General features: G+C 71.1%; 10 protein-coding genes. 1 reads left to right on the top strand and 9 read right to left on the bottom strand.

Annotated elements, in window-relative coordinates; translation table 11 throughout:
- Positions 1-151: 151 nt before the first annotated feature.
- Positions 152-1,222 (bottom strand): hypothetical protein, encoded by a 1,071-nt coding sequence (locus AC07DO_RS16195; RefSeq protein WP_479060123.1) that lies wholly within the window; start codon positions 1,220-1,222, stop codon positions 152-154.
- 67 nt (positions 1,223-1,289) lie between these two features.
- On the opposite strand from AC07DO_RS16195, the gene AC07DO_RS16190 reads away from it, so the two are divergent.
- Entirely contained in the window at positions 1,290-1,658 is a 369-nt protein-coding gene (locus tag AC07DO_RS16190; RefSeq protein WP_479060122.1) for a PIN domain-containing protein, read from the top strand.
- Positions 1,659-1,689: 31 nt separating this feature from the next.
- On the opposite strand, the gene AC07DO_RS16185 is transcribed toward AC07DO_RS16190, so the two are convergent.
- The 8 genes from AC07DO_RS16185 to AC07DO_RS16150 all read right to left on the bottom strand — a co-directional run bounded on the left by AC07DO_RS16185 (position 1,690) and on the right by AC07DO_RS16150 (position 12,833).
- Entirely contained in the window at positions 1,690-3,210 is a 1,521-nt protein-coding gene (locus tag AC07DO_RS16185; RefSeq protein WP_479060120.1) for an ArnT family glycosyltransferase, read from the bottom strand.
- A gap of 9 nt (positions 3,211-3,219) precedes the next feature.
- A complete protein-coding gene (locus AC07DO_RS16180) occupies positions 3,220-4,746 on the bottom strand; it encodes an amino acid permease (RefSeq protein WP_479060118.1) in 1,527 nt (508 codons plus the stop codon).
- A gap of 114 nt (positions 4,747-4,860) precedes the next feature.
- The gene (dxs, locus tag AC07DO_RS16175) at positions 4,861-6,792 is read right to left on the bottom strand and encodes a 1-deoxy-D-xylulose-5-phosphate synthase (protein WP_479060117.1); all 1,932 of its coding nucleotides are present in this window, start codon (positions 6,790-6,792) and stop codon (positions 4,861-4,863) included.
- Positions 6,793-6,997: 205 nt separating this feature from the next.
- On the bottom strand, positions 6,998-8,302 hold the full coding sequence (locus tag AC07DO_RS16170; RefSeq protein WP_479060115.1) for a sugar ABC transporter permease: 1,305 nt from the start codon (positions 8,300-8,302) through the stop codon (positions 6,998-7,000).
- On the bottom strand, positions 8,299-9,099 hold the full coding sequence (locus AC07DO_RS16165; protein WP_479060113.1) for an ATP-binding cassette domain-containing protein: 801 nt from the start codon (positions 9,097-9,099) through the stop codon (positions 8,299-8,301). The genes AC07DO_RS16170 and AC07DO_RS16165 overlap by 4 nt, the downstream gene beginning before the upstream one ends.
- 193 nt (positions 9,100-9,292) lie before the next feature.
- Positions 9,293-10,387, bottom strand: coding sequence for a substrate-binding domain-containing protein (locus AC07DO_RS16160; protein WP_479060112.1), 1,095 nt, complete (start codon positions 10,385-10,387; stop codon positions 9,293-9,295).
- 122 nt (positions 10,388-10,509) lie between these two features.
- A complete protein-coding gene (locus AC07DO_RS16155; protein ID WP_479060110.1) occupies positions 10,510-11,709 on the bottom strand; it encodes an ROK family transcriptional regulator in 1,200 nt (399 codons plus the stop codon).
- A 149-nt stretch (positions 11,710-11,858) separates the two neighbouring features.
- A complete protein-coding gene (locus AC07DO_RS16150) occupies positions 11,859-12,833 on the bottom strand; it encodes a DMT family transporter (protein WP_479060108.1) in 975 nt (324 codons plus the stop codon).
- Positions 12,834-12,874 lie beyond the last annotated feature (41 nt).

The raw sequence follows: 12,874 nt of genomic DNA, 5'->3' as shown, positions 1-12,874 counted from the left end.
GGGGGGCTATCTCTCCCCGGCACGCCCCGCTCCCCCCCCCCCCCCCCCCCCCCCCCACACCCCCCCCCCCCCCCCCCCCCCCCCCCCCCCCCCCGCTTCCGTCTGCGCACGCCCGCTTCCGTCTGTTCACGGCCGGATCGCGGCGCCCGCCCTACACCCGCGCCCACGCCTCCAGCGCGAGCCCCGGCTCCGCCTTCTGGCGGGCGATCCGCAGCGTCCCGTCGAGCCCGATCGCCGCCATGACCACGCGGCCCCGCGCGTCGAGCGCGAGCGCGGGGGCGCCCAGGCACGGTTCGCCGGTCTCGGCCCACCACAGGCCCGCTCCCTCGTCCTCCGTGGGGAACGCGGCGAGCGCGGGGCGGCCCGTGCTCGCGCGGTGGGCGATGACCGTGCAGTCGTGGCCGTCTATGGTCGTGCGGACGGCGGCCGTGGGGCCGGCGCCGGGGTTGCCGCCGAGGGGCAGCGCGGGGCCGCCGTCGGCCGGGCGGTGGGCGAGGACGCCGTCGCCGAGGGCGTCGGCCGCGTAGTACGTGAGGCGGTCGGGGCCGGTCTCCAGGGCCGCGCCGGAGCCGGGAGCGGGCGCGAGCGGAACGTCGTCGGCGCGTACCAGCTCACCGCCCTGCTTCTCCTGGGCCCAGCGCAGCGTGGCCTTGCCGGAGGGGGCGAGGACCTCGATGCGGCCCGTCGACGTGGCGACCGCGGTCGTGCCGTCCAGGGTGTCGCGGACCTTGAAGTCCTTCCACCCCTCCCACTTGCCGCCCTTGCCCTCGCGGCGCATCCGGACGCTGCCCACCGCGTCCCGCACGAAGACGTGCACGGTGCCCGCCGCGTCGACAGCGGCGGCGGGCGCGCCGAGGTGCGGGGCGCGCTCGACGAGCTTGGTGTGCGGGTTGCCGATCGAGCGCCAGTCCATGAGGGGCCGCCCCGACTGGTACTGGATGGAGTGCACGACGTCGACGAGCGGCTTCCCTTCGGCGTCGCGTCGCTCACGGCGGCCCAGGAAGTGCACGTATCCGTCGGCGCCCTGGGCGAGGGTGAGGTAGGTCAGGTCGGGCGCCTCGAAGAAGTCGGGGCCCTCCCAGGCGGGTCCGCCGGGCCCGGCCTCCGTCCAGCGCAGGAGGCCTCCCTCGGCGCGGGCGTAGGCGGTGAGGCGGCCGTCACGGCCGCGCAGCAGCCAGCGGGCGGTCTCCGGCGCACCGGTGCTGCTTGACCTCGACGGCATGACTCGGCGCCAACCCTTCCACGTTCACGGACGCACGGTGTTCCGCCCATTAGTTTACGTTTGCCGCATGAATACTCTCGTCGTCGTCGATGCCGCGAACGTCGTCGGATCCGTGCCCGACGGGTGGTGGCACGACCGCCGGGGGGCCGCCGAGCGGCTGCGGGACTCCCTCGTCCGGTACGCGGAGGAGGGCCTGCCCGGACATCCGGGGCCGCTGGAGGTCGTCCTGGTCGTCGAGGGCGCCGCGCGCGGCGTGGAGTCCGTGCCGGGCGTACGCGTGGAGAGCGCGTCCGGCAGCGGCGACGACCGGATCGTGGAGGTGGCCGCGGGCGCCGCGGGCCGCCCCTGCCTGGTCGTCACGGCCGACCGCGAGCTGCGCCGCAGGGTGGGCGAGACGGGCGCCGAGTGCGCGGGCCCTCGGACCGTACGCCCCTGAGAGCTGTCTTCGAACCCCCGCCCGGGCCCCGTCAGGGCCGATACGTGGGGCCCCTTTCCGTCACCCGTACGTACACCACCGCTCCTCCGGTCCGCAGCACCGGCTCGTACCCGACCGCGAGGATGCGCCGCAGTGGCGGGACGCGGTCCGGGGCGAACGGCTTGCCCCGGGAGTCGTCGACGACGACCGCCGGGGGGTGGCTGCGCAGTTCGTCGCGGAAGACCGGCCAGGCGCCGTCGACCGCGTACTTCTCCCCCACCTGGTGCCCGTTCCGGCCGCCGCTGTAGTTGGTGAGCAGTCCGGCCGTGAGGTAGCGGCTGGCGGGGGCGCGGTCGGCGAGCCAGTACGCCTCGGGGTGTATGCCCCAGAACAGCACGCGGTCGTCCGGCGCGGTGTGCGCCCTGACGGTCTGCGCGAGACGTGTGGCGTGGGCCAGTTCGGGGCGCGGTGCGAGCAGCCCCCACGCCAGGAACACGGCGCAGCCGCAGCCGGAGACGACGATCGCGCGGACCGTCCGCTCGCGCGGCAGGACCTGCAGGGCGGCCGTGCCCAACAGGGCGAGCGGCGGCATGAGTTGCAGGTAGTAGTGGCCGAAGAAGTGGAAGCCGAGCAGCACGGCGGCGACGGACGAGGCGAGCCAGAGCCAGAGTTCCGGCGCGCCGGTGCGGGCGATGCGCAGGACGCGTACGACGGGCGCGGCGATCCCCGCGCAGGCCGCGGCGAGGACCGCCGCGTTCACCAGGCCCCGCCCCAGTACGTGGAGTTCGGAGCCGGTGAAGGAGGCGTAGGCCCCCGAGCCCGTCACCGTCCAGAACACGAAGCCCGTGGGGGTCGTCAGGAGGGCCGCGGCGAGGACGGGCACGCCGAGTCCGGCCGCCAGGCGTACCGTGTCGCGGCGGTGCGCCCCGGCCCGCCACAGCAGCCAGCCGACCGGGAGCAGGACCGCTCCCCCGGTCTGCTTGGCGAGGAACGCGCACGCCACCGCGGTGCCCGCGGCCCCCCAGTGGCGTCGGTCGGCGCACCACATGGCGGCTGCCGTGCACGGCAGCATGAAGACTTCGAAGGCGGCGGCCTGGGTGTCCTCCGGGTTGAGGCCGATGGAGATCAGGAGGTGGAGCACGCCGGCCGTGCGGCCCGCCCCGTCCCCCCACCGGCGCCGGGCGAGCGAGACGAGGAGCACCGCCGTCAGGAGCTGCGCGGCGACCGCGAGCGCCTTCAGCGGCAGGAGCGAGCCGTCGCCGAAGAGCGCGAAGGCGCCCGCGTACAGCCACGGGACGAGCGGCGGCTTGCGGTCGACGACCGTCTCGTAGAGCGCGCCGCCGTGCGCCAGCATCTGTGCCTGCACGGCGAGGTATCCCTCATCGGGGTTCCACAGCGGCCACCGGAAGGAGGGCAGCCGGGTCAGGCAGGCGAGGGCGGCGAGCGGGGGCAGCAGACGGGCCCAGTAGGCGTGGGGGTGCCGGGCACCGCCTTCGGCGACGTGCTCCTTTCGCGGGCCCGGTACCCGGAGGTGGCGTACGGGACGCGGTGACGCCGAGGGCGGCGCGACCATACGGGGTGACTACCGTGCGTCGTTCGCGTGCGGGTCGCGCTGGTGCAGCCGGCTGTGCGAGCGCCCGTACACGAAGTAGATGACGACGCCGAGGACCATCCAGACGCCGAACCGCAGCCAGGTCTCCGCGGGCAGGTTCAGCATCAGCCAGAGCGACGCGAGGACCGAGAGGACCGGCACGAAGGGCACCAGCGGGGTGCGGAAGGCGCGCGGCAGGTCGGGGCGCTGCTTGCGGAGCAGGATGACGCCGAGGGCGACCACGACGAAGGCGAACAGGGTGCCGATGTTGACCAGTTCGGCGAGCGCGTCGATGGAGGTGAAGCCGGCGACGACGGCGACGATCACGCCGAGCAGGATCGTGGAGCGGTAGGGGGTGCCGAACGTGGGGTGGACCTTGGAGAAGCTCTGCGGCAGCAGGCCGTCGCGGCTCATCGCGAAGAACACGCGGGTCTGGCCGAGCAGCAGGATCATGCAGACGGAGGTGAGTCCGACGGCCGCGCCGAAGCTGATCACGCCGGACCAGAAGGGGTGCCCGACGGCTTTGAATGCGTCCGCGAGCGGTGCGTCGGTGGAGAGGTCGGTGTACTTCTGCATGCCGGTGACGACGACGGAGACGGCGACGTACAGGACCGTGCAGATGAGCAGCGAGCCGAGGATGCCGCGGGGCACGTCGCGCTGCGGGTTGCGGGTCTCCTCGGCGGCGGTCGCGACGATGTCGAAGCCGATGAACGCGAAGAAGACCACGGCGGCCGCGGTGAAGATGCCCATCACGCCGAAGTGCGAGGGCGTGAAGCCGAAGAGCAGCTGGACCAGCGGCGCGGTGATGCCGCCGCCGCCCTCGACGTCCTCGGTGGGCGGGATGAACGGGTCGTAGTTGGCGCCCGTGACGAGGAACGCGCCGACGATGATGACGAGCAGCACCACGGTGACCTTGACGGCGACGATGACGTTGGTGACCCGCGAGGAAAGCTTCATGCCGGCGACCAGGATGGCGGTGAGGACGAGCACGAGGACGGCGGCGAGCAGGTCGAAGCCGAACTGTCCCTCGTGCGTCCCGCTCAGCGTCTGCGGCAGGTGCATCCCCGCGGTGTCGAGGAGCGAGCGCAGATAGCCGGACCAGCCGACCGCGACCACCGCGCAGCCGAGCGCCAGCTCCAGGATCAGGTCCCAGCCGATGATCCAGGCCGGGAATTCGCCGAGTGAGGCGTACGAGAAGGTGTACGCGGATCCCGCCACCGGCACGGTCGACGCGAACTCGGCGTAGCAGAGCGCCGCGAGGGCGCAGACGAGCCCGGCGACGACGAAGGCGAGGGCGACCGAGGGCCCCGCCGTCTCCTTGGCGATCTTTCCGGTCAGTACGAAGATGCCGGTGCCGATGATGACGCCGACGCCGAAGACCGTGAGGTCGAGGGCGGACAGCGACTTCTTGAGCGCGTGCTCCGGTTCCTCGGTGTCCTTGATGGACTGCTCGACGCTCTTCGTCCTGAAGAGGGTGCTGCTCACGGGCGTACCTCCCACGCTTGTCGTCCTCGACATGATCGAGAGGCCGGGTACCCCATAAGCGCCGGGACGGGCCCATTCACGCGAATGGGCCGGTTCCACCACCCGTACAGGGTGATGTGACCGGCCCATCGGCGGTGCGTGTCGACGTCAGTCGCGGGCGGGCTCCACGGAGTCCACGGCGGACGCGGTGTTCCTGTCGTACCTTCCGTCGAGCTTGGCGACCAGGCCCGTGACCTGACGGGAGATGTCCGGGGCGGTCAGGCCGATCTCGGCCATGATCTCCTTGCGGGACGCGTGGTCGAGGAAGCGCGGCGGGATGCCGAAGTCGCGCAGCGGCACGTCGACGCCCGCGTCGCGCAGGGCCTGCGCGACGGCCGAGCCGACGCCGCCCGCGCGGGAGTTGTCCTCGACGGTGACGACGACGCGGTGCTGCTCGGCGAGCGGCGCCATGGCCTCGTCGACCGGCTTGACCCAGCGCGGGTCGACCACGGTCGTGGTGATGCCCTGCTTGTCCAGGAGGTCGGCGATCTCCAGGCACATGGGTGCGAGCGCGCCGACGGAGACGAGCAGGACGTCCGGCTTCTTCGTGCCCGCCTTGCGCAGCACGTCCATGCCGCCGACCTTTCCGACGGCCTTGACCGCCGGGCCCACGGCGCCCTTCGAGTACCGCACCACGGTCGGGGCGTCGTCGACCTCGACGGCCTCGCGCAGCTGGAGGCGGACCTGGTCGGCGTCGCGCGGCGCGGCGATCCGCACCGACGGCACGCACTGCAGGATCGACATGTCCCACATGCCGTTGTGCGAGGCGCCGTCCGTGCCGGTGACGCCCGCCCGGTCCAGGACGAAGGTGACGCCGCACTTGTGCAGGGCCACGTCCATGAGGAGCTGGTCGAAGGCGCGGTTGAGGAAGGTCGCGTACACCGCGAAGACGGGGTGCAGACCGCCCGACGCGAGGCCTGCGGCGGAGACGGCGGCGTGCTGCTCGGCGATGCCCACGTCGTAGACCCGGTCGGGGAACTCCTCGGCGAACCTCTTCAGGCCGACCGGCTGCAGCATGGCCGCGGTGATCGCGACGATGTCGTCGCGCTCCCGGCCGAGCTTGACCATCTCCTCGCCGAAGACGGAGGTCCAGTCCATGCCGGAGGCGGCGATGGGCAGGCCCGTGTCGGGGTGGATGGGGCCGATGCCGTGGAAGTGGTCGGCCTCGTCCTCCTCGGCGGGCTGGTAGCCGCGCCCCTTCTCGGTGAGGCAGTGCACGATGACCGGGCCGCGGAAGCGCTTGGCGCGCTGGAGGGCGGACTCCAGGGCCTCGACGTCGTGGCCGTCGATCGGTCCGACGTACTTCAGGCCGAGGTCCTCGAACATGCCCTGCGGGGCGATGAAGTCCTTCAGGCCCTTCTTCGCGCCGTGCAGGGTTTCGTAGAGCGGCCTGCCGACGACCGGCGTGCGCTCCAGGAGGTCCTTCCCGCGGGCCAGGAAGCGCTCGTAGCCGTCGGTGGTCCGCAGCGTCGCCAGATGGTTGGCGAGGCCACCGATCGTCGGGGCGTAGGACCGCTCGTTGTCGTTGACGACGATGACCAGGGGGCGGTCCTTGGCGGCGGCGATGTTGTTCAGCGCCTCCCAGGCCATGCCGCCGGTCAGCGCGCCGTCGCCGATGACGGCGACGACGTGGTCGTCCTTGCCGCGGACCTCGTTGGCCTTGGCGAGGCCGTCGGCCCAGCCCAGGACGGTGGAGGCGTGGCTGTTCTCGATCACGTCGTGGTCGGACTCGGCGCGCGAGGGGTAGCCGGAGAGGCCGCCCTTGCTGCGCAGCTTGGTGAAGTCCTGGCGGCCGGTGAGCAGCTTGTGCACGTAGCTCTGGTGGCCGGTGTCGAAGAGGACCTTGTCCTGCGGGGACTCGAAGACACGGTGCAGGGCGATGGTGAGCTCGACCACACCGAGGTTCGGCCCGAGGTGGCCGCCGGTCTTGGCGACGGCATCGACGAGGAAGCTGCGGATCTCTCCGGCCAGCTGGTTCAGCTCCTCCGGGCTGAGACGGTCCAGATCGCGCGGTCCCGTGATGCGGGTCAGCAGCGGCACCCGTGCCTCCTTGCAGTAGAGCTGAGATGTGCTGTTCGAGCGTTGCCGGGTCTGTCGAGTCTAATGTTCCGCGGCCGAGGCACGCGTCCGGGAGGCGTTTTCCCGGTCACACAAACAGGGGAACCCCGCGCCCCTCAAGGGGCGCGGGGAACTGCGCGCTCAGCCAGGTACGGCCCGCGGCCGAAAAAGACCGCTCAGGGGAACGCTACGCGCGCCCCGCGCTCTTCTGCGTCCGGCGCGAGACGGAGTCGATGACCACCGCGGCGAGGAGAACCGCGCCGGTGATCATGTACTGGATCTCGCTGGCCATGCCGAGCATGTTCAGGCCCTGCTGGATCGACTGGATCACCAGCATGCCGAGCAGCGCGGACCACACCTTGCCGCGGCCGCCGAAGAGGCTCGTGCCGCCGATGACCGCCGCCGCGATCACCATCATCAGCGTGTTGCCGCCGCCCAGGCTCTTCGTGGCGCCGCCCGAGAGGCTGGCGATGAAGAGGCCGCCGAAGGCGGCGAGCATGCCGGAGATGCCGAAGACGATGATCCGGACGCGGTCCACGTTGATGCCCGCGCGCCGCGCGGCCTCCGCGTTGCCGCCGACCGCGAAGACCTGCCGGCCGAAGGTGGTGCGCCGGGCCACGAAGTCCGCGATCACCAGGACGGCGAGGAAGAGCACGAGGGCCAGCGGCAGGCCGCGGGCGCCTTGCGGCTCGTTCAGCTCGTACGCCGCGCCGCCCGCGAGGACGGCCACGACGACCGTGCGCAGGACGATCTCGCTGACCGGCCGGGACGGCAGCCCGGCGGCCTTGCGGCGCTTGCTGTCGAGCAGCAGGGAGCCCGCGTACGCGATGATCGCGACGGCCGCGAGGCCGTACGCGGCGCCCTTCTCGGCGAAGAAGTGACCGGTGAGGTCCTCGACGACACTGCCCTCGGGCGTGTTGATGCTGCCCTCGCCGCCCATCAGCCAGATCTGCAGACCGCTCCAGCCGAGGAAGCCCGCGAGGGTGACCACGAAGGCGGGCACGCCGATCTTGGCGAAAAAGAACCCGTGCAGACAGCCGATGACCAGACCGGACAGGATGGCGATGAGCACCGAGAGCCAGTCGTTCAGCTCGTGTGTGACGCTCAGCACGGCCCATACGGCCGCGCCCATGCCCGCCACCGAACCGACCGACAGGTCGATCTCGCCGAGGAGCAGGACGAAGACGATGCCGACGGCCATGATGCCGAGGCCGGAGGTGAAGACGGCGATGTTCGCGAGGCTGCTCGCGTCCAGGAAGTGCTCGTTCTTCAGCTGGAAGATGATCGCGATGACGATCAGGCCGACGACGACGGGCAGCGAGCCGAGCTCACCGCCGCGCATCTTGCGCTTGAACTCGGTCCAGTAGCCGGCCAGGCCCTCCTCGCGGACGAGGAGGCGCGGGTCGACCGCGGGGGACGGTGCGGCCGAGGGCTGGGCCTCGGGCGGCGTCGCGTCGGAGGGGGCCTTGGGGGTCTTGGCGAGGTCGCTCACTTCGCGTCCTCCTTCGTCACCGTGGCCGTACGCGCCTTGCGGCGGGTCACGGCGTTGTCCGTGGCGCCGGTGATGGCGGCGATGATCTCTTCGTTGGTGGTGTCGGCGACGGTGAACGTGCCGTTGTTGCGGCCGAGCCGCAGGACCGCGACACGGTCCGCGACGGCCTTCACGTCGGCCATGTTGTGGCTGATGAGGATCACTCCGTGGCCGCGCTCGCGCAGCCGCTCGACCAGGTCGAGGACCTGGGCGGTCTGCTCGACGCCGAGTGCCGCGGTCGGTTCGTCGAGGATGACGACCTTGGGGTCGCCGACCAGCGCGCGGGCGATGGCGACGACCTGGCGCTGACCGCCGGAGAGCGCCGCGACCGGGATGCGGACGCTGGGGATGCGGATGGAGAGGGTGTCGAGGAGCTGCTTGGCCCGCTTCTCCATCTTGATCTCGTCGAGGACGGAGGCCGTCTTCAGCTCGCTGCCGAGGAACAGGTTGGCGACGACGTCGAGGTTGTCGCAGAGGGCCAGGTCCTGGTAGACGGTGGCCACGCCGAGGTTCTGGGCGTCGTGCGGGCGTCCGATGCGGACCGCCTTGCCCTCCCACTCGATGGTCCCGTCGTCGATCGGGTGAACGCCCGAGATCGTCTTGACGAGAGTGGACTTGCCGGCGCCGTTGTCGCCGACGAGGGCGACCACCTCACCGGTGTGGATCTCGAGGTCTACGTCCGTGAGCGCCTGGACGGCGCCGAACCGCTTGGAGACCCCGCGCAACGCCAGCACGGGCGTAGCGGACACGTGAATCATCTCCTTCGCCGCCTGACCGGCGGGGAATGGTGGTGCGTCAAGGGCAGGTCGGGTGCCCGCCCCCCGTTTGCGGGGCGGTGTGACGGGGCGGGCACCGGACCGGTACTGAAGCCGTCCCGTACGGGGGCCGGGGAGCGCTCTCACGCTGCCCGCGGGCCTCGTCTCGTACGAACGGATTTACCGCAAGCGGGAGTTACTTGACACCCGCGGCGTCGCACGCCTTCTTGTACTGGGCGGTGCAGATCTCGCTGACCTTGTAGACCTTGTCCTTGACGATCGTGTCCGCGACCTCGTTCTTGGTGATCGCCTGCGCGTCGTAGAGCTTGGCAGGGATGCCCTTGAAGTCACCGCTGAGCGAGTCGACCTTGCGGTCGGTGATCGCGTCGATGTCCTTGCCCTGGAGCAGGCGGACGGCGATCTCGGCGGTGGTCTCGGCCTCCGGCTTGATCTGCTTGTAGATCGTGTAGTCCTGGTCGCCGCTCAACATGCGCTGCACGCCCGCGAGTTCGGCGTCCTGGCCACCCACCGGGACCTTGATGCCGCGCTGCTTGAGGGCGGTGATCACGCCGCCCGCCATGCCGTCGTTGGCGGCGTAGACGCCCTGGATGCCGTCCTTGCCGAGCTTGTCGATCGCGGAGGCCATCTTGCGGTTCGCCTCGTCCGGCGACCAGTCCGGGATGTCCTGCTCGTAGACGATCTTCTTGACCTTCTTGTCGAGCACCGAGTGGGCGCCCTTCTTGAAGAAGGGGGCGTTCGGGTCGGTCGGCGAGCCGTTGATCATGACGACGTTGGCGTCCTTGGCGTCGGAGCCGAGCGCCTTGACCATGGCCCCGCCCTGCAGGCGGCCGATCTTCTCGTTGTCGTACGAGACGTAGGCGGCGAGCGGGCCCTCGGCGAGGCGGTCGTACGCGACGACCTTCACGCCCTGCTTGTCGGCCTGCTTGACCCAGGACTTGGTCGACTTGTAGTCCACCGCGTCCAGGATGATCACCTTGACGCCCTGGGTGACGAGGGCGTCGAACTGCTTCTTCTGGGTCTCGATGTCCTGGGCCGCGTTGTTGTACTTGACCTTGCAGTCCGAGCAGAGCTCTTCGATCTTGTCCTCCATGAAAGGACGGTCGAAGGTCTCGTAGCGCGTGGTCTTGTTCTCGGGGAGCAGCAGACCGATGGTCTTGTTGTCGCCGCTGCCCTTGTCGTCGCCGTCGCCTGCCTTGCCGCACGCGGTCATGGCGAGTGCCATCGAAACCGCGGCCGTGCCTATGACGACGCGACGCGTCATTGCGTTCATGGTGGGGTGCCTCCCTGACGAGGCCGCGTCGTTGCGGCCGAGGTGGCTCGAAGTCAACTCGGCCGCCACACCAGCGTCAAGGAGTAAATCCTTAACGAGATGACAACGGTGCCATGCGTTATCTAAGTGAAGGCAGGTGCACCCGCGGTCATCGATCCGTCCAAAAGGGTTGAATCACCCATCTCGCTGAGCGCGAGGGCCAGCGCGCCGAGCACTTCGGCACGGCCGCCGAGCGCCCCGGGGAGCACGGACAGTTGACGCGCGGCGCTCGGGATCGCGTACCGCCCGACCGACTCCCTGATCGGTCCGAGCACCAGCTCCCCGGCCTCCGCGAGGTCGCCGCCGAGCACGACGCGGGAGGGGTTGAGGAGGTTGCAGAGGTTCGCGACGCCGCTGCCGATGTGCCGCCCGACGTCGGCGATCACGCGTCGGCACCCCGGGTCCCCCTCGCGTGCGAGGCCGACCACGCGCTCCATGGTCAGGTCGGTGCCGTGGCTGGAGGTGAGCAGCGGCAGGACGTAACGGGCGGCGGCGAAGGTCTCCAGGCAGCCGCGGTTGCCGCAGCGGCAGACGGGGCCCGACTCGTCGAGCGTGATGTGTCCGATCTCCCCCGCGGTGCCGCCGGGGCCCCGGTAGATCCGGCCGCTGATCACGAGGCCCGCGCCGACGCCGCTGGCGACCTTGATGTACGCGAGGTCCTTGACGCCGCGGCCGCTGCCCCAGACCAGCTCGCCGAGCGCGCCCAGGTTGGCGTCGTTGTCGACGTGCACGGGCACGCCGAGGCGGCCGCCCAGCTCCTCGGCGGGCTTGGTGCCGGTCCAGCCCGGCAGGATCGACGTCGAGCCGAGGGTGCCGGACTCCACGTCGATGGGTCCCGGCACGCCGAGCCCGACGCCCGCGATCTTCGTACGGTCCACTCCGGTGGCCTCGATCAGCCTGCTGACGAGCTGCTCGGCCCGGTCGAAGCCCTGTGCGGCCGACGCGTCGACGTCCAGCGGCTCGGACTCCTCGGCGAGGACCTGGTGGGCGAGGTTGCCGACCGCGACGCGCAGGTGCGTGTGGCCGAAGTCGACGCCGATGACGATGCCCGCGTCACCGCTGAGCGAGACACTGCGGGCCCGCCTGCCCCCCGCCGAGGTGGGCGTGACCTCGACCGTCCCGCCGTCCTTGAGCTCGCGGACGATGTTGGAGACCGTCGCGGCCGACAGGCCCGTCGTCCTCGCGATCTCCGCCTGCGTGAGCGACCCGGCGAGGCGCACCGCGCGCACGACCCGCTCCAGATTGGCCCGGTGCAGAGACGACTGCGACCCCGGAGTCTCCATTGACTCTCACCCTTTGCCCTCATTCGGGCGACCTGTGGTCCCCCGTGACGCCGGCCTCTGAATCGGGTACCGGGCCATGTACAAGTTGTGAACTCCAAACTCCGCTGAAGGAGCTGTCGCAGTCAAGTCGTTGAGGGAAATCGGGTCCTCTAGCGCGTCGACTTGGCCGACGTCTCGGAGTCCGTCGTGAGGGGCGCCGCCGGGGCGTCCTCCGGAGCCCGCGCCGGCGCCTTCCCGCGCATGCGCGCCACCGCGACGCCGGACAGACAGAGGAGCCCCCCGAGGAGCGCGAGCCCGCCGGGCACTTCGCCGAGGAACAGCCACGACATGAAGATGACGAGCACCGGCACGGCATACGTGGTCGAACCCATCGTGCCCGCGGTGCTGTGGGAGATGGCGTACGCCCAAGTACTGAACGCGAGAGCGGTCGGGAACACGCCCAGGTACACCACTTGCAGCGTCGCCGACATGGGCGCCCGGCCCGCTTCGGACACGAACTGTCCGACGAACGGCGAACACGCCACCGCTCCCGTGAGCGCACCGAACGTCGTCACCTGAAGGGGTGTCGCGTGCTTCAGCGTCGGCTTCTGCAACACCACACCGACGGCGTACACCACGGCCGCGACCAGGCACAGCAGTACGCCGAGGAGAGAGGAGGCGCCCCCGCCGGAGGTGGCGAACCCGACCACGACGGCACCGGCGAACGACACCGCCATGCCCGCCATCAGCTTGGGCGGGAAGCCCTCCTTGAGCAGCCAGCCGCCGAGGAGGGCCATCAGGATCGGTCCGACGTTGACGATCATGGAGGCCGTGCCGGCGTCCACCTCCCGCTCGCCCCAGTTGAGCGCGACCATGTACGCGCCGAACCAGAGGGCCCCCGAGGTGACGATGCCGAGCCACGCCTCGCGGGGCGGGAATCCTTCGCGCCTGACCAGCAGGATGGCGCCCAGGACGAGGGAGGCCACCGCGAGCCGGCCGAAGGCGAGCGCGCCGGGGCCGAAGTGCTCGCCGGAGCTGCGGATCGAGATGAACGACGACGCCCAGAGCACGACCGTGACGGAGGCCGCGGCGAGGACGCGTCCGCCGATCTTGCTCTGTCGGCCGGGGACGGGCTGGGCACTCACGATCGGGTCCTCCTGGAAGTCGCAGGGCAGGGCGAAGCGTA

Source organism: Streptomyces sp. NPDC045678 (assembly GCF_056432085.1).
This window is presented reverse-complemented; position numbering and strand designations above follow the sequence as displayed.

Bases quoted from the DNA above. Each gene is read 5' to 3' on its own strand.
- AC07DO_RS16165 (WP_479060113.1), bottom strand. From the start codon at position 9,099: ATGATTCACGTGTCCGCTACGCCCGTGCTGGCGTTGCGCGGGGTCTCC.
- AC07DO_RS16160 (WP_479060112.1), bottom strand. From the start codon at position 10,387: ATGAACGCAATGACGCGTCGCGTCGTCATAGGCACGGCCGCGGTTTCG.
- AC07DO_RS16195 (WP_479060123.1), bottom strand. From the start codon at position 1,222: ATGCCGTCGAGGTCAAGCAGCACCGGTGCGCCGGAGACCGCCCGCTGG.
- AC07DO_RS16185 (WP_479060120.1), bottom strand. From the start codon at position 3,210: ATGGTCGCGCCGCCCTCGGCGTCACCGCGTCCCGTACGCCACCTCCGG.
- AC07DO_RS16190 (WP_479060122.1), top strand. From the start codon at position 1,290: ATGAATACTCTCGTCGTCGTCGATGCCGCGAACGTCGTCGGATCCGTG.
- AC07DO_RS16180 (WP_479060118.1), bottom strand. From the start codon at position 4,746: ATGTCGAGGACGACAAGCGTGGGAGGTACGCCCGTGAGCAGCACCCTC.
- AC07DO_RS16155 (WP_479060110.1), bottom strand. From the start codon at position 11,709: ATGGAGACTCCGGGGTCGCAGTCGTCTCTGCACCGGGCCAATCTGGAG.